General features: G+C 32.3%; 17 protein-coding genes and 1 tRNA gene. 15 read left to right on the forward strand and 3 right to left on the reverse strand.

What is annotated here, in order from left to right; translation table 11 throughout:
• The first annotated feature begins 16 nt into the window (after positions 1-16).
• On the forward strand, positions 17-565 hold the full coding sequence (gene rsmD / locus WOVOC_RS03025; RefSeq protein ID WP_014868757.1) for a 16S rRNA (guanine(966)-N(2))-methyltransferase RsmD: 549 nt from the start codon (positions 17-19) through the stop codon (positions 563-565).
• Between the two features lie 287 nt (positions 566-852).
• Here the strand turns inward: rsmD and WOVOC_RS04915 are convergent, their stop codons facing one another.
• Together WOVOC_RS04915 and murD are read right to left on the reverse strand one after the other, a co-directional pair.
• Complete coding sequence (locus WOVOC_RS04915; protein ID WP_256377370.1) at positions 853-984, reverse strand: hypothetical protein; 132 nt, start codon at positions 982-984, stop codon at positions 853-855.
• Between the two features lie 900 nt (positions 985-1,884).
• Complete coding sequence (gene murD / locus WOVOC_RS03040; RefSeq protein ID WP_025264273.1) at positions 1,885-3,225, reverse strand: UDP-N-acetylmuramoyl-L-alanine--D-glutamate ligase; 1,341 nt, start codon at positions 3,223-3,225, stop codon at positions 1,885-1,887.
• A 124-nt stretch (positions 3,226-3,349) separates the two neighbouring features.
• On the opposite strand from murD, the gene WOVOC_RS03045 reads away from it, so the two are divergent.
• From WOVOC_RS03045 to WOVOC_RS03070, 5 genes are all read left to right on the forward strand, one after another.
• The gene (locus tag WOVOC_RS03045) at positions 3,350-3,697 is read left to right on the forward strand and encodes a ferredoxin family 2Fe-2S iron-sulfur cluster binding protein (RefSeq protein WP_025264274.1); all 348 of its coding nucleotides are present in this window, start codon (positions 3,350-3,352) and stop codon (positions 3,695-3,697) included.
• Positions 3,698-3,707: 10 nt separating this feature from the next.
• Positions 3,708-4,730, forward strand: a complete 1,023-nt coding sequence (locus WOVOC_RS03050) for a hypothetical protein (RefSeq protein WP_014868760.1) — start codon at positions 3,708-3,710, stop codon at positions 4,728-4,730.
• Between the two features lie 10 nt (positions 4,731-4,740).
• Positions 4,741-5,118 (forward strand): cytochrome c-type biogenesis protein, encoded by a 378-nt coding sequence (locus tag WOVOC_RS03055; RefSeq protein WP_014868761.1) that lies wholly within the window; start codon positions 4,741-4,743, stop codon positions 5,116-5,118.
• 1,667 nt (positions 5,119-6,785) lie between these two features.
• Complete coding sequence (locus tag WOVOC_RS03065; protein WP_410543210.1) at positions 6,786-7,700, forward strand: D-alanine--D-alanine ligase; 915 nt, start codon at positions 6,786-6,788, stop codon at positions 7,698-7,700.
• An 11-nt stretch (positions 7,701-7,711) separates the two neighbouring features.
• Complete coding sequence (locus tag WOVOC_RS03070) at positions 7,712-8,470, forward strand: cell division protein FtsQ/DivIB (protein WP_025264276.1); 759 nt, start codon at positions 7,712-7,714, stop codon at positions 8,468-8,470.
• A 1,181-nt stretch (positions 8,471-9,651) separates the two neighbouring features.
• Here the strand turns inward: WOVOC_RS03070 and WOVOC_RS04935 are convergent.
• Positions 9,652-9,798, reverse strand: a complete 147-nt coding sequence (locus WOVOC_RS04935; RefSeq protein WP_305727914.1) for a recombination protein O N-terminal domain-containing protein — start codon at positions 9,796-9,798, stop codon at positions 9,652-9,654.
• Positions 9,799-10,118: 320 nt separating this feature from the next.
• On the opposite strand from WOVOC_RS04935, the gene rpsL reads away from it, so the two are divergent.
• The 9 genes from rpsL (at position 10,119) to rplA (ending at position 16,489) form a co-directional block, all read left to right on the forward strand.
• Positions 10,119-10,493, forward strand: a complete 375-nt coding sequence (gene rpsL / locus WOVOC_RS03075; protein ID WP_014868765.1) for a 30S ribosomal protein S12 — start codon at positions 10,119-10,121, stop codon at positions 10,491-10,493.
• A gap of 5 nt (positions 10,494-10,498) precedes the next feature.
• Positions 10,499-10,978, forward strand: coding sequence for a 30S ribosomal protein S7 (gene rpsG / locus WOVOC_RS03080; protein ID WP_014868766.1), 480 nt, complete (start codon positions 10,499-10,501; stop codon positions 10,976-10,978).
• A 21-nt stretch (positions 10,979-10,999) separates the two neighbouring features.
• Entirely contained in the window at positions 11,000-13,069 is a 2,070-nt protein-coding gene (gene fusA, locus WOVOC_RS03085; RefSeq protein WP_025264277.1) for an elongation factor G, read from the forward strand.
• 11 nt (positions 13,070-13,080) lie between these two features.
• Complete coding sequence (gene tuf, locus WOVOC_RS03090; protein ID WP_025264278.1) at positions 13,081-14,253, forward strand: elongation factor Tu; 1,173 nt, start codon at positions 13,081-13,083, stop codon at positions 14,251-14,253.
• Between the two features lie 14 nt (positions 14,254-14,267).
• A tRNA-Trp gene (locus WOVOC_RS03095) sits at positions 14,268-14,340 on the forward strand.
• A gap of 21 nt (positions 14,341-14,361) precedes the next feature.
• On the forward strand, positions 14,362-14,562 hold the full coding sequence (secE, locus tag WOVOC_RS03100; RefSeq protein WP_025264279.1) for a preprotein translocase subunit SecE: 201 nt from the start codon (positions 14,362-14,364) through the stop codon (positions 14,560-14,562).
• A complete protein-coding gene (nusG, locus tag WOVOC_RS03105; RefSeq protein WP_148271162.1) occupies positions 14,546-15,382 on the forward strand; it encodes a transcription termination/antitermination protein NusG in 837 nt (278 codons plus the stop codon). The genes secE and nusG overlap by 17 nt, the downstream gene beginning before the upstream one ends.
• A 2-nt stretch (positions 15,383-15,384) precedes the next feature.
• The gene (locus WOVOC_RS03110; protein ID WP_014868771.1) at positions 15,385-15,825 is read left to right on the forward strand and encodes an uL11 family ribosomal protein; all 441 of its coding nucleotides are present in this window, start codon (positions 15,385-15,387) and stop codon (positions 15,823-15,825) included.
• Between the two features lie 4 nt (positions 15,826-15,829).
• Positions 15,830-16,489 (forward strand): 50S ribosomal protein L1, encoded by a 660-nt coding sequence (rplA, locus tag WOVOC_RS03115; RefSeq protein WP_025264280.1) that lies wholly within the window; start codon positions 15,830-15,832, stop codon positions 16,487-16,489.

Genomic DNA, 16,489 nt, shown 5'->3' on the forward strand with positions numbered 1-16,489 from the left:
TTAGAATTCTTTTAGAATGCTGCGTATTATTGCAGGAAAGTATCGTGGAAGAAAAATAGCCACAGGCAAGCATTTAGCCGTACGGCCAACTATGAGCGTTGTCAGAGAGGCAATATTTAATATACTTTCTTCAAAAAAACCTATTTATAATCTAAATGTGCTTGATTTATTCTGTGGAAGTGGGTCTTTTTCATTTGAAGCACTTTCTCGAGGTGCTAAACATGCATTTATGGTAGACTCAGACTATTATAATTTGCAATTATCTAAAAAAACAGCCAAAGATTTTGGTATTACAGACAATATTACACTCATTTGTTGCAGTGCTAGCCAGTTACCAAAAATCATTTCACAATGCGACATAGTTTTTATAGACCCACCCTACAATAGTAATCTAGCTTACCCAACTTTAGATGGATTAGTTAATTCAGTCTGGTTAAGTGATGATGCATTGATAATTCTCGAAATTAGGAAAAACGAAAATTTTGAATATAATAAAAACTTTAATATAATTTTAGAACGTACTTATGGAATAGCCAAAATAATTTTTCTTTCTTTATCAACTTAAGTTTGTATATATCCCTCTATTAATTAGGTTTCAGTTCTATTTTTATCAAATTTTTAGAGGATTTGCTCATTTTACAAGTATTTTATTTAAGTTTTTATTAAGTTTACGATTTATTAAATATTCATGTGTATCACTAATAAATTTATTTTCTTCTTCTTCGTATTTTTTTCACTCCCACAACAAACTAAATGCTCTTTATGAGCGACATGAATATTATCTTTATCATTACAAGGTATTTTAAACCCATATTTAAGCAACATATTTTCTCTGAATCTTTCTTGAGTAAACTAATCGCTAAGCTTAGCAACAAGTCGCATTTTCCACGAAATCACAGTGTCACCTTCTCTGCCAGTAATTAATACAGGACATTTTGTATTTTCCATAACCTTACGCAGATTAAATCCTAATTCATAATGCATGAACCAAAAATTCAAAAATTTTGTAAGAAGCCACTTTGTGAAAAAAATCTCCTATCCTATTGGGGAAGTTATTAGTTGTATCCTTAAATGAACTATAAGAATTGTTATAAATCAGTGTTAAATAAATTGCCTAATTTTCAAATCTCTTTAAAACTTCTGCTGCAACTTCCTCCTCTAAGAGAGTTAGTATTTAAAATCACATTTTTAAGTATACATCATTTACAAGCAGCACGTTTACCATTGCCATTCTGACCTAAATTAATTTTTTACCATTTATTAAAAATTTATATAGCGCTACAATCTTCTTGCTCTCCAAAAGTAACTCTACAATATCCTCCATATCTTTTTCAACTTTTGGTCTATATACTCGCCTACAAGCTCTTTTCTATAGAGCTTTACCAACTCAGGGTTAACCTCATTTTCCAATAAGCTTTTAATTTTGTATATAATAAACTTGTTCTTAATAAAATTAAAAAATATCCATAAGCAAAGTACAACAAAGCATACTGTAGCTAAAATTAATAGTACCGTCGACGTAAAAGCTTAATCTCATGATCACTTTCTTTAATATACAAAAAACAGTAAAACATTAAAAACTCTATAGTTTAGCTCAGCGTAGTTTGAAAAATGTATCTAAACAACTAATTCTATTGACTTTCTAATTTTATATCCACTAAATTAAAAAATTCCTCATAGTTCAATTTCCATCAAGCTATTTAAACTCCTTGCTATGCACTTCAAAGTGCTACATTATTCTGTTTCAAAATTTACAAAAGCAACTTAGCTAGATTAAGGTTTGTGCATACTTTTAACAAAGGTTTCATTGACTTACTCCTTCAAATAAAAGGATCTTAACTAACTTTCTACTATTAACTTTATCTTATCTTTTCCTACGTAACATTACACTAAACAGTGTATGTAATTATTCCTAAAACTTTTAAACATTCTACAAAATGCTTCACCGCGTTCTTCAAAATTTTTCCACTGGTCAAAAGAAGCACATGCAGGAGAAAATAATACAGTTATTTCTTCTTTGCTGTTTATAGCCTCCTTGAAAGCCAGTTTGAATGCGTTTGCCAGACTGCAACATTTTACAAAATCTATTTTATTTTCCATAGTATTTGCAAAAGCTTCAGTTGACTCGCCAATAAGAAAAGCTTTTTTAATGTTTGCAAAATGCTTTCTTAGTGATTCTATACCACCATCTTTGCTTTTCCCACCAACAATCCAATATATGTTTTTATAAGATAAAATTGCCTTTTCGCTCGATTCAGCATTAGTTGCTTTGCTATCATTCACGAAAAGAACATTTGCTATTTTACCAAGTAACTCATTTCTATGTTTTAATCCTGAAAAGGATTTGATTCCATCGATAATAATATTGCTATCTACTCTAAGCAGCTTACATACAGTACACGCAGCTGCTACGTTTTCTGAGTTGGATATTAAGTTTATCTTTACATCACTTACATGATTCTCTAATTCTAAGTGTATTCCAGTATCTGGATACTGAAACGACATTGAAGCTGAGATGGGAACTTTGTTTCCAGTGAATTTGTTAAATATACCAGCAGTAATTTCACTATCACACCCTATAGCAGCAACCCTACTACCATTTATCAGCTTTGATTTAATCGCTATGTAATTTTCCATACTTCCATGTCTATCTATATGGTCTGGTGTAATGTTGAGCAACACTGCGACATCCAAATTAACTTCATTAATTAGCTCCAACTGAAAAGAGGAGAATTCAATGACACAAATTTCTGTATTCCTGTTCAGGTCGAAAACAGGAACACCCAAATTTCCACCAATAGCTACTTTTTTTCCTGCAGATTTTAATATATGCCCTATTAAGGATGTAGTGGTTGATTTGCCATTTGTTCCTGTGACACCTATTACCTTCTGGTTTTTAGCTTTACCTTCAAGAAATAGTTCGATATCTGATTTTATTTTGCAGTCAAAGTTTCTTGCAAGTTTTATTATCCAATGCGGCGTTGGATACGAAATCGTTATTCCAGGACTTAATATTAGCGTTCTTATTTCATGCCAATTATACTCCTTAGGATGAATAAAACTACATTCTTTATATATTGCTTTTGCATTCACTATTTGTTCTTCATTATCATCCCATGCATATGTTCTTGTACCGCAGTTTACTAGAGCATTAATAACAGATAAACCAGTCTTACCAAGACCAAAAACCGCAACACTTTGATTTTTATACTTGCCCAGTTGCATTACTTGTTTTAGTTAAAAAGACATTATATAAGTTGTTAATAAGCTGAACGCAAAGAGTTTGCAAATATTAATTATTACCTGTAGAATACAGAAAAATTAGCAAGGATTTCAATAGGAAAGTAATATGCCATCTGTTACTTTTATTTTACCTGGTGGAAGTGAGAAAAGATATAAGGCTACAGAGGGAGAAACTTTGCTTAATTTAGCTCACAGAAGCGACCCAGATTTGCTTGAAGGCGCGTGTGAAGGCTCTCTCGCTTGCTCTACGTGCCACGTAATTGTTGATCCAAAATTTTATGATGCTGTAGAAACACATAATCCCATATCTGATGAAGAAAATGACATGTTAGACCTAGTTTTCGGCTTAACAGAGACGTCAAGGCTTGGATGCCAAATAAAAATTACAAAAGACATCGACGGTTTGTGTGTAGCCATACCAAGGAATACAAGAAATATATCACTAGACAAATAAACAATTAGCTATGCGTAAGGTCTTTATCTACATTATCATCTCTTTATTCCTGTTTATTCCTACAGCATATAGTAGTTTTTGGTATTTTTCTGCATGTAAAACAAAAAATCTTCTAGCTGGAACAATACTATACATTAATGATGAAAAATTTGATATTTCATATGACTTTAGCGGATTCCCTTCTAGCTTAATTTTCCACATAACAAATCCAAAATTCTCCAACGAACAATTAACCATATCGTCTGATACTTTGTTAATAAAAAACAGACTGTTTGATAAATCAGTATATATTTATATACCAAGCAATGAGGTCAGCATTGCTACTTCTAGTGATAAGAAAGAAAACATAAAATGTCACACAAATAATAACAATCATTTCACTGCCAAGCTAAACGATTTACCATCTTTGTTGCGGTTTAATAGAAGTAGTAATATAATAGACTATATAGATACACTTCGTTATGAAGACTATGGATTAAAATGTGATGTTTTACCTAACTCAAAAAATCAGCAAAGTGTTATAACTGAGGTGAATGGTAAAAGTAATTATATTCAATTTCATCTCGACAAAAAATTGAGTGGAAATAATAAGCTAGAATTTGATTTTTATACTTATCGATATAAGAATACTGCAAATCCTGAAAGGTATCTTAGTATTGATACTAAATTTAATTACGAGTTTATAAACAACATCTCAGCTGCAAGAATTAATTTCAACATAGAAAAATTTTTAATTCAGAGCAATAATTTTGCTATTGCTGCAGATGGTAGAATAAACAATTATGATTTAGTTACATCCTCATTTAAAGACAAAATCAATGTATCCATATCAAACTATAAAGAATTGATTTCGTTTATGACTAACGACTCAAAAATTTTAGATAAGTTTGAAAAATTAATATTTTCTTTATCAGAAAAAACAACTGATGGCAATATTAATTTTTCAATAAAATATGACAATGATGTAGGATTAAGTTTCATTGGAAAATTATCCATCACTGATTTCATGAACCAATTAGATAAAATTACTTAGCTAGCTAAAAATGAGAACGGCAGTTAACTTACTTTTTACATTAACATTTTGCTTGAATATTAATGCTTTTGCTTTGGATGATGAGCTCAGAGACAAAGTCATGGAGAAACGAGCAACTAATTTGTTTAAAATAATAAAGTGTCCAATATGTTCTGGTGAGTCGCTATCTGAATCCGAATCTCAAATTGCATATGATATGCGCAAAGCAATTCGTAGAAAAATCAGCAATGGGTATACTGACAAACAAATAATTTTAGAGCTAAAAAATTCCTATGGAAATTCAATTATAACTATTCCACCTATAAAACCCAGCACCTATATTTTGTGGTTTATTCCACTCACTATTTTACTAATAGGGTGTTTTTTGATACGAAAGCACATCCGGTAATAAACCTTAATTCCTATGATTTTATGGAGACATGTTTAATTTTTTGCCTGTTAGAAATTAACTACAAATCAAGTAATATAGGTAGTATATAGCAATAGAACAGTGAGTGAGAAATGAGGAAAAATATCCAATAGATAATAGATTGAGGTAAAAGGGAATGAGTCAGAATGAAAGAATATTTCAGAGTATTTATACAAAAAATGAAGGAGATCATTAAAACATAGCAAAAGAAGAATATTAAATGCAATTTTGCACACACTACGTACAAAATACCAATGTAGGAGGTACTAATTATGCAATTTTCCATTATGAAAAGCAGTGAATTGACAATTTAGGAAATAGAAGAAGTAGAGAATCCTTAAAAAATTAAATTATGAATTCTCGAATATAGTTAAGAGAAAAATAGAAAGAAATAAATAGCCAAGCCTCTATAAGTGAAAGTAAATCTGTCAAAACAGCAGAAAAAGTAGAGCTAAAGGCTACGATGAGAATAGAAAAATAAAAAGGCAGGAAAAAAGGCATAGTAGACTTTAGATACACACAGAGATATAACCACCTAAAAGGTGCTATTAATAAGAATAATAAAGATTTTAAAATACATCTAAGATGAGGTTGCAGAAAGGTCTTCTACTTAGATCAACAGAAACAAAAGGCTATCAAAGAAATAAAATTTATTTACAACATCTACTAAAAATTTTATATCTTGCTGTAACTAAGGTCATGGTAAAAAGGAATTTTCTTCAACTTTACCATTTTGTGAACAACTTCTTATATAAGAATGATATGAAATACTAGAAAACTTAGATATTCTATTAGAAAATTTAGCATATATAGCATTAGAAGTCTTAACGATAACAAGATTTGGTTGAGTTTCAGAAAAATTGCTGTTCATGTATACATAAAAAGCAAGCATACTTAAAAACGTTGTTCTCTATATACAGACAGTGATGAGAAGTACTCTTAAGGCGCTTTTATAGTTAATAACTTATATTTCTGACTTGTTTCTTTATCCTGCCAATATTGATTCTAATACCTGCAGCATTTGATCAATGCAAGCAGTTCTTTCACTACAAAATTGCAAAAATAGAGTAACTGATTATAACCCTACAGTAGAGACATTATTTGAGTTCAAACTATGCAAGGAATAACTAGATATATTACAGCATATGTTATTAGCAGTCTTACTATTATATTTTTTTTAGTCTGCTTGATTCTTATAGGAACGATTCCCACATTGTTAAATCTAAATTATTCATTGCACGTGTTTGCTTATTCTTTCTGCTGTTAATAATAGCTGAAGTCTTCACGACAAAAAAACTTAGTGATATTTGAGGGCAATTATTATACAGGATTCACACAAAAGAGGTGAGTACACTTGAAAATATTACCCTAACATAAGCAATAGCAAAATTCTCAGCACATTTGCATTAAATTATATACTTATTTTAGAGCTTTTATAATAAGCATATCTTCAAATCTGAAGCTTTGTTAACCTTAACGTTTATGATTATGATACTAATTTTTCTGTCTGCAACATTGAATAAACACAAGCAGTTTTTTATGGTTAGCTTGAAGAAGTAGTAGCAATAAACTACAAACCTCGAGACAATCTTTTTTCTATTTACAAGTTCATATATGCAATTATAATTAATAAAATCCTTCTAAGAGTGCTTATGCCTCTGACTATAGCAATTTTGATTGGTGGGCCTTCTTGCGAGAGAGAAGTATCATTAATGAGTGGAAAAGCAGTGAAAAGAGCGCTTGATAGCCTTTCGTATAAGGCAATAGAAATAAACGTTGATAACAATATTACTGAAAAGCTAAAAAAAATTAACCCGTGCCTTGCTTTTATCGCCTTACATGGACCTTACGGTGAAGACGGCTGCATTCAAGGCCTATTAGAAATCTTAGGTATAAAATACACCCACTCTGGAGTTATGGCTTCGTCTATTGCCATGAATAAAGAAATGTCTAAACACATATTTCACTACCTCGGTATCGATACCCCAAAAGGGTACATAATTAATCGAGAAGATATACAGAAAAACAACATCAGAATTGATTATCCGTATGTCCTAAAACCAATCAACGAAGGCTCAAGCATAGGCGTGCACATAATTTCCTCGCATGAAGATTACCTAAATCTAAAAGATAATAGTTCTACTATCATGGAAAGGATGATCATAGAAGAATATGTTCCAGGTATAGAATTACAAACTGCTGTGTTACTAGATGAAGCAATCGGCACTATGGAAATACGACCAAAAAATAAATTCTATAATTACGAAGCAAAATATACAAGCGGACTTGCAGAATACATATTTCCTGCTGAAATTCCTGATAATATATATAAAATGACCTTGGAACATGCATTGAAAATCCATCGATTTCTAGAATGCAGAACTATATCTCGTTCGGATTTTCGCTATAATCCTAAAAATGAAGCTTTAAAAATGCTTGAGATTAATACACATCCTGGCCTTACTGAGCTATCATTAGTACCAAAAATTGCAAAATTAACAAAAGGAATTGGTTTTAATGAATTAGTTCAAATTATCGTTGAAACAACACAAAAATATTAAAGGTTAAGTAAATGCTGAACAATATTACCAGAAGCCAAAAGAATTTTTTACGTAAATGTGCTTTATTTATCATAATAATGCTCTTTTTTATATCAGTACTCCATAGAGTACTTAACAAAACCACAAGTCAACTTAATTATTATTTTACTTGGTATAACGATCGCTTATCCAATCTATTGCTAAGTAACGGATTTTCAATTGATGAAGTAGTCATCACTGGTAACAAATTCACAAATGAAAAGGACATTTTAAATTTGATAAATAAAACACAACCAATCATATATGTATCACTTTCAAAGCTTGCTGATAGCATACAGTCCATAAGCAAATGGATAAAATACGTAAGAATTTATAGAATTTTACCCAATACCCTATATATTAATGTAGGCGAACATAAACCCTTTGCCCTATGGAGTAACGATAATAAAACTTCAGTAATTAATTCTGAAGGTAAAGTGATTGCAGATAACTATCCAATAGATAACCTCGTTGTAATCACAGGACAAAATTCGTTATCAAATCTAGAATTCATTAAAAATATACTAGAAAGAAAAACTCAATTGAGCAGCCATATTTCTTCTTGTGTTTATATAGAAAATAAAAGATGGAACGTCATACTTGATAACGTCTCTACAGTAAAACTACCCAAAGATAACCCTTACAGAGCATGGGATTATTTGAACCATTTGCAAAGTACGACTGATTTCACCTTTAGCAACTGGAGCATAATTGATATGCGCATTACAGATAAAATCTTTATGAGTAGGTGATCTGCTGTCATTCAAACATAACACTAGTTTCTTTATGATCATTGTTGCCAAGCGTACAATGCTAAGATTTAGTTTTTTATGCTACTTTATAATGATAACTCCAAATAGTCTTAATGTTGTACCACCAATACCTTCTTTTTTTGTCGTTCTAACATCTCTTTCCTGTTACTTAAGTAGGTGATACTAAGATCCAAAAAAAAAGAAACATAGATTCCAACTCTATACGCTGGACAACGCCATTTTGAAAAACAGATGTTCACTTACAATTAAAAGTAATTATAAATATCTTGTAAAAAAATTACTAAACAAAAAAACAGAAAATCTCCTATAGTAAATAGTTGCTCACCCTCTCTAATCTGTAAAATTATCATCTTATACTACCTTGAACAACTTATAAGCGCACTTCAGCTCCGAAACCTAAGAAAGTTAGGTAAAATTAATAAAGATATAAAGGAAATATAGTCCACAAAACTAAGCACAAGACACCAACTACATAATACTTACGCTGTTCAATCCGCACAGAAGATTAAAGAATAACTGAACACCTTTATTATCGCAATAGGAAGACAAGCTTTACCAAGCAGTTTCCATTTGAATCAAACATACTGCCGAAAATTACGCAAGAGCTCTATTAGAGCAAAAGCATAAGGTCTCTCGACTCTGGAAATCTCATGTTTAGCTGTAAAAACAGATATTTATTAAAAATAATACCCTGTGATTTTTAGCCCTGATTGAAATTCTTGATATATGAGTAACTATCTTATAGATTATTATTATATACTTCATACAATATTTGCGGGAAAAGTAGAGGTTTATCTTCTAGTAAGCTCCTACTTTTTTTTAACACTACCTTAACAGTTTTTTGAGAAATAAACTGTAAGTCTTCCTTAGTACTTGTCACAACGCACTTCGATAGATCTAGCTTAAACCCAAATTATGTATAGCAAAAGCTTCAAATTAAGATAACAACCTTACCAAGGTTTACTGTTGTGCTTGATTACATAATAAAATATCAAAGGTTATCATATAGCATAAAACAAGATTATTTCTCTACTTTTCAACCCATCCTGAAGGATAGTAATAGAATAGAGTGAAGATTCAATTAATCCACACTAAAAAAATTAGGTTTTCAGTAATTTAGTACTCCATTCCGCATGTAATAGATTGAATAGATTACCTGTTTAAAACTTATGATTGCTGTGTTTTGCCCTGTTTAATTCCCTGCACTCTCCGTGACTTTTTGTAAACAGAGAAAGAATCAAGTCTTTATCACCATACTTTTTAAAAGTAATAATAATACCTCCATCTTTACATCTAATTTTGAACAACTAATCTATTGACCGTATAACATTATACGGTAGTAAAGCTGGTGCAGCAAAAAACTATATTTCCAAGCTCAGGAAAATATTATCAAGAAGTGCTCTTAGATTGTGAAACTAAAAGATTATCATCTTCTTGTGATCCTATCAAGCAAATCCCATTTAGGTTTTAAAAGATTTCACAAAATTTAAGTCTTTTATTGGACAGCAACCGTATAAGTTAAGATAAAATTATTAGAATAATAATGTTTATTTTTATATTGACTATTGGGGTTTATTATTTTATAATTAGAACTTAAATTGTTTTAATGAGCCTAAGTTTTTAATGTATGCCTACGATAAATCAGTTAGTACGCAAAGGTAGATTAAAGTTACTCTGCAAGAAAAAGGTTCCTGCCTTAGGAAGAAATAATCCTCAGAGAAAAGGCGTTTGTACTAAAGTGTATACTACAACTCCTAGAAAACCTAATTCAGCACTACGTAAAGTCGCTAGAGTAAGGATTAGTGGATATGGTGAAGTAACAGCTTATATACCTGGTGAAGGCCATAACTTACAGGAGCACTCAGTCGTTTTGATACGAGGTGGACGAGTTAAAGATCTACCTGGTGTACGCTATCACATAATAAGAGGTACTCTTGATCTGCGTGGCGTACAAAATCGGAAAAAGGCTCGTTCAAAATATGGTGTAAAAAAATCTAGTTAAAATTTATGGCTCGTCGGAATAAAGCAAAAAAGAGAAAAATAAGTCCTGATTCACATTACGGTAGTGTTTTATTAACGCGTTTTATCAATATAATTATGAAATGTGGTAAAAAGTCCATTGCAGAAAAAATTGTCTATGATGCTCTATCTTCAGCTGAAAAAAAAATGAAGGAAAGCGGAATACTAATTTTTGAAACAGCAGTGGAAAATGTTACCCCCTCTATAGAAGTACGTCCTCGTCGTATTGGCGGTGCAACTTATCAAGTACCTGTTGAGGTCAGAAAGGATAGAGCAGTTTCTTTAGCACTAAGGTGGATTGCAGAAGCTGCTTCTGCAGCTCGAAAAAAAAGTAGAAAAAATTCTACTGATTGTCTACAAACTGAAATCATAGATGCTTACAATAAACGCGGTGGTGCATTTAAGATGTATGAAGAAAAATATAAAATGGCCGAGGCTAATAAAGCCTTTTCCCATCTTAGCTTTTAATGTTAGTTAATTAATAGTAATATGGAAATTAACATATCTGAATATAGAAATATAGGTATAATGGCTCATATAGATGCTGGCAAGACTACCACAACAGAGCGTATTTTATTTTATACTGGTAAACAAAATAGAATTGGCGAAGTGCATGATGGTGCAGCTTCTATGGATTGGATGGAGCAGGAAAAAGAGCGTGGTATTACAATCACATCCGCTGCTACAACTTGTTTCTGGAATGGTCACAAAATCAATATAATAGATACTCCTGGGCACGTTGACTTTACTGTCGAAGTTGAAAGATCCTTAAGAGTTTTGGATGGTGCAGTTGCCGTATTTGATGGAGTTGCAGGAGTCGAACCTCAATCTGAAACTGTCTGGCGTCAAGCTGATAAGTATAATGTTCCCCGCATCTGTTTTATCAATAAAATGGATAGAATAGGAGCAAATTTTCATCGATGTGTTGATATGGTTAAAGATAAGCTAGGAGCAGTGCCTTTAATCATTCAGCTGCCAATAGGGAATGAAAAGGATTTTAAAGGCGTAATAGATCTTGTCTCTATGAAAGCTATTATATGGGAAAAAGAAGCATTAGGTGCTAAATTTTTCTATGAAGATATTCCTTTTAGTTTGCTTGACAAGGCACAAGAGTACCGAAGTCTTTTATTAGATACTGCAGCTGGAATGGATGATGAAGCAATGAACGTTTACTTTGAATTCAATGATTTACCGGTAGAGTTGTTGAAGAAATGTGTGAGAAGCGGGACTATTAAAGGAACATTTGTTCCGGTGTTATGCGGGTCAGCTTTTAAAAATAAAGGAGTACAGCCACTCTTAAACAGTATAGTTGATTTTCTACCCTCTCCTATTGACGTTAACGAAATTGTTGGGACTGATCCTAAAAACAAAGAGAAAAAAATTGTAATTAAGCCTTCAGAGCAGGAAAAATTTGTTGCTCTTGCATTTAAAGTGATGACAGATAAGTTCGTGGGCAGCTTAACGTTCATTCGTATTTATTCCGGTAAATTAAAATCTAAGTCTACTGTATTGAATGCGGGAAAAAATGAAAATGAATGGATTGGCAGAATGCTGCTCATGCATGCAAACAACAGGGAAGATATAAGTGAAGCTAAGGTCGGAGATATAGTTGCTTTAGTCGGATTGAAAAAAACAATTACTGGTGACACTTTATGTTCACAAAATTTTCCTATATTATTAGAGCGTATGGAATTTCCTGAACCTGTTATTGAAATTGCTATAGAGCCTAAAACCACTTCAGACCAGGAAAAATTAGGTATTGCTTTAAGCAGATTAGTTGCAGAAGATCCTTCATTAAGAATGTCAATAAATACAGAAAGTGGTCAGACTATATTAAAAGGCATGGGCGAGTTGCATCTTGAAATTATTACAGATAGGGTAAAGCGTGAATTTAATATTGATGTTAATATTGGTGCACCTCAAGTTGCATACCGTGAAACTATTACTAAATCTGTTGAGATTGATTACACTCACAAAAAACAATCTGGTGGTGCTGGTCAATTTGCTAGGGTAAAGCTCTTATTTGAACCTCTCCAAGCCGGTTCTGGATTTCAATTTGAAAGCAAAATTGTAGGTGGTGTAATTCCAAAAGAATATATCCCTAGCGTGCAAAATGGTTTAGAATTGATAAAAGAAAGCGGCATAATCTCTGGTTTTCCAGTTATTGATTTTAAGGCTACTCTTATTGATGGTGCTTTTCATGAAGTTGATTCAAGTCCTTTAGCCTTTGAGTTAGCTGCTAAAGGCGCCTTTAAGGAAATGGCAAATAAGGCTAGTCCAAAGATATTAGAGCCTATAATGAAAGTTGAAATTATTACACCTGAAGAGTATATGGGTGATATTATGGGTAACGTAAACAGTAGAAGAGGGCAAGTTTCAAGCATGGAAACACATAATAATAATAGTGCTATAATCCTTGCTTTAGTACCTCTTGCAAGTATGTTTGGCTATATAAATGTTTTACGTTCTATATCTCAAGGAAGAGCTCAATATAGTATGCATTTTTCTTGTTATGAACAAGTGCCACAATGTGTGGTTGATAAGTTAAAGTACAATTAAGGACAATAATTATGGCACAAATAGTAGAAGCATTTGGTAAGCCACATGTAAATGTGGGAACAATAGGACATGTCGATCATGGGAAAACAACGTTAACAGCTGCGATAACAAAGTATTATGGAAATTTCGTAGCATACGATCAAATAGATAAAGCACCTGAAGAGAGAAAAAGGGGAATAACGATAGCAACAGCACATGTTGAGTATGAAACAGATAAGAAACACTATGCACATGTTGACTGTCCTGGGCATGCTGATTATGTGAAAAATATGATAGTAGGTGCAGCACAGATGGATGCAGCTATATTAGTAGTGTCTGGAGTTGATGGACCAATGCCGCAAACAAGAGAGCACATATTACTTGCAAAACAAGTTGGTGTTAAATATATCGTTGTATATATAAATAAAGCTGATGTAGCTGATCACGATATAATTGGCTTAGTGGAAATGGAAGTCAGAGAATTGTTAAGTAAGTATGAATTTCCTGGTGACGATGTTCCTGTAGTGATTGGGTCTGCATTAAAAGCGCTAGAAAGTGAAGATAGTGAATACGGAAAGAGATCAATAGAAAAATTGATGGAAAAGTTAGATGAATATGTAGCAGTTCCACCAAGACCTGTGGATCTACCATTTTTAATGCCAATTGAGGATGTATTTTCAATACTAGGACGTGGAACAGTAGTAACAGGAAGAATAGAAAGGGGAGAAATAAGAACAGGCGAAGAGGTGGAAATAGTAGGTTTAAAAGCGACACGAAAGGCAATATGTACAGGAGTAGAAATGTTTAAGAAGTCTCTAGATAAGGGATGTGCTGGATTAAATGTAGGGGTATTACTAAGAGGAACGAAAAGAGAAGAAGTAGAAAGAGGTCAAGTGTTGGCAAAGCCAAATTCAATAACACCGCATAAAAAGTTTAAGGCAGAAGTATATATATTAAAGCAAGAAGAGGGAGGGAGACATACACCATTTTTTGAAAATTATCAGCCGCAATTTTACATAAGAACTACAGATGTGACAGGAAGTATAAAATTGCTAAAAGGGAAAGAGATGGTAATGCCAGGAGATAATGTGAGCATAGAAGTAGAATTGCAGGTACCGATAGCAATGGATAAGGGATTACGTTTTGCGATAAGAGAAGGTGGTAGAACTGTTGGTTCTGGTGTTGTTTCCGAAATTTTGGAGTAGAAAGTTTTAGCTATAGGAGTGTAGCTTAATTGGTAGAGCGCTGGTCTCCAAAACCAGAGGTTGTAGGTTCAATCCCTACCGCTCCTGCATTATAATGTTGCATTAGAGATGTTAAAGAGTTTAAGTAGTTTTTTTTATGATATAAAACAAGAAATAAGAAAAGTTGCCTGGGCAAAAAAACAAGAGGTACTATCATCTTTATTTGTTGTAGCAGGTGTTATATTATGCTTTTCAGTTTTCTTTCGTTTAGTAGATTTTATATCTCTCTACATAATTAAAGCCTTATTTGGAATTGTTTATGGAATATAAATGGCACATCATTAAAATTAATTATGGGCATGAAAAACATATACGTGAGTTGGTAAGTAATACTCCTTATTTCAAAGAGGTGTTTATTCCTTATCAAACAACGCGCAGTTTAAAATCTGACATACAAGAATTATGTAAAATATATATATATATGCATCTGTGTGATGAGAGTAAGAATATATTAAATCAAACATTAAAATGCTGCAGCAGCATAACTGATAATCTTGAAGCAGTTTCAGACGATGAAGTAAGTCTGAAGCATAGAGAATTCAATAAATACAAATGGTACATCTTAAGGGTTGTTTCTAATTATGAAGAGAAAGTATGCCAACACATATTAGAAAATTCTATGAGACTAGGGGTTAGTAATTATTTTAAGGAAGTTTTTATTCCATATGAAGAACCAAATGAAGCAGAGTTAAGATCTAAAAAAACTGCTACACGAAAGAGGTGTTTTCCTGGTTATGTTTTTTTATATGTAAATTTGTGTGACGAAGTATTAAATTTTATCAATAATATACCAAAATCTCTTAAAGTTTATGGATTCTTAAAAAATGGTAACGTTCCCAAAGTAATTTCTGATGATGAGATTTACTTAATGTGTAATGCACTCTATAACGCTCAAGAGAAGAAAAAATCAAGTCATGGTTATGAAAAAGGAGAAAAGGTAAAGATTAATGATGGCCTTTTTCAAAATTTTATTGGTAAAGTAGATATGATTAACAATGAGAAAAAAATTATCAATGTAGAAGTGTCAATTTTAGGTAAACCAACAATAATAGAGTTGGATTTAGCGCAAGTAGAGAAAGTAGAGAATTAGCTATGAGTATTATAATTGCTAAGATTAACTTATTAATGGAAGCAGGAAAAGCAGTTCCAGGTCCAAGAATTGCTTCAGTACTTGGTCCACGTGGCATACCACTTCCTAAGTTTTGCGAGGCTTTTAATAAAGCCACCAGTACAGCTGGTGCCAATTATAAGGTGGGTGATTTAGTAACAGTGCGAATTTCCGTAAAGGATGATCGCTCCCATGATTTTACCATCAGTGGCCCACCTGTGACTTATCTGCTTAAACAAGAAGCTAAATTAAATAAAGGTTCTCGTCAACCAGGTAAAGAATTGGTGGTCAAGTTGACTATATCTACTATAATCAAAATAGCAAGATATAAAATGGTTGACATGAAAGTGGACAATGAAAACTCAGCAGTGAAAATGGTTATAGGCACTGCTAAATCTATGGGCATAGAAGTTATAGAAGGGTAAAAGTATGGATACGCATTACAATAATCCTAAACAATGCTTAGAAAAGGTTATTGAATCTGCTTCGGCAAAGTTTAATGAATCAATTGATATTACAGTCAATTTAGGTGTAGATTCACACAAATCTGAAGAACAGGTGCGTGGTACAGTAGTTTTGCCTAGAGGTACTGGAAAAAATATTAAAGTAGCTGTTTTTGTTCAAGGTAATCATTTATTAGAAGCTGAAAAAGTCAATGCTGATATTATAGGAGGAGAGGATTTAGTTGAAGAAATAAAAAAGGGTAGAAAGTTGGACGTTGATTGGTGTATTACCACTCCTGATTTTATAGCAAAGATTACTCCTATTGCAAAAATATTAAGTGCTAAAGGACTAATGCCTAATCCTAAATTTGGTACCGTAACTTCTAACATTGCAGAGACTATTAAAACTATTAAGTCTGGTCAAATAAAGTTTAGGACAGATAAAAATGGTATCATTCATGGTAAATTAGGAAACACTAAGTTTAGCGTTGATGATTTACTAGAAAATTTGAAAGCTTTTCTTAAAGCAGTTAAAAATAATAAACCTGTGTCTGCGAAAGGGATATATTTTAAGAACGTCTTTTTAAGTTCGACTATGGGTAAAGCTTATGAAATAAGCAAAGTGGAAGATATAGTTAGGGAGTAA

The sequence above is a fragment of the Wolbachia endosymbiont of Onchocerca volvulus str. Cameroon genome, assembly GCF_000530755.1.
Lineage (GTDB): Bacteria > Pseudomonadota > Alphaproteobacteria > Rickettsiales > Anaplasmataceae > Wolbachia.

Excerpts from the sequence above, each read along its gene's own strand:
- WOVOC_RS03110 (WP_014868771.1), top strand. The coding sequence starts at position 15,385 with ATGAGTATTATAATTGCTAAGATTAACTTATTAATGGAAGCAGGAAAA.
- tuf (WP_025264278.1), top strand. The coding sequence starts at position 13,081 with ATGGCACAAATAGTAGAAGCATTTGGTAAGCCACATGTAAATGTGGGA.
- secE (WP_025264279.1), top strand. The coding sequence starts at position 14,362 with ATGTTAAAGAGTTTAAGTAGTTTTTTTTATGATATAAAACAAGAAATA.
- WOVOC_RS04915 (WP_256377370.1), bottom strand. The coding sequence starts at position 984 with ATGCATTATGAATTAGGATTTAATCTGCGTAAGGTTATGGAAAATACA.
- rpsL (WP_014868765.1), top strand. The coding sequence starts at position 10,119 with ATGCCTACGATAAATCAGTTAGTACGCAAAGGTAGATTAAAGTTACTC.
- murD (WP_025264273.1), bottom strand. The coding sequence starts at position 3,225 with ATGCAACTGGGCAAGTATAAAAATCAAAGTGTTGCGGTTTTTGGTCTT.
- rplA (WP_025264280.1), top strand. The coding sequence starts at position 15,830 with ATGGATACGCATTACAATAATCCTAAACAATGCTTAGAAAAGGTTATT.
- WOVOC_RS03070 (WP_025264276.1), top strand. The coding sequence starts at position 7,712 with ATGCTGAACAATATTACCAGAAGCCAAAAGAATTTTTTACGTAAATGT.
- WOVOC_RS03045 (WP_025264274.1), top strand. The coding sequence starts at position 3,350 with ATGCCATCTGTTACTTTTATTTTACCTGGTGGAAGTGAGAAAAGATAT.
- rsmD (WP_014868757.1), top strand. The coding sequence starts at position 17 with ATGCTGCGTATTATTGCAGGAAAGTATCGTGGAAGAAAAATAGCCACA.
- rpsG (WP_014868766.1), top strand. The coding sequence starts at position 10,499 with ATGGCTCGTCGGAATAAAGCAAAAAAGAGAAAAATAAGTCCTGATTCA.
- WOVOC_RS03055 (WP_014868761.1), top strand. The coding sequence starts at position 4,741 with ATGAGAACGGCAGTTAACTTACTTTTTACATTAACATTTTGCTTGAAT.
- fusA (WP_025264277.1), top strand. The coding sequence starts at position 11,000 with ATGGAAATTAACATATCTGAATATAGAAATATAGGTATAATGGCTCAT.
- WOVOC_RS03050 (WP_014868760.1), top strand. The coding sequence starts at position 3,708 with ATGCGTAAGGTCTTTATCTACATTATCATCTCTTTATTCCTGTTTATT.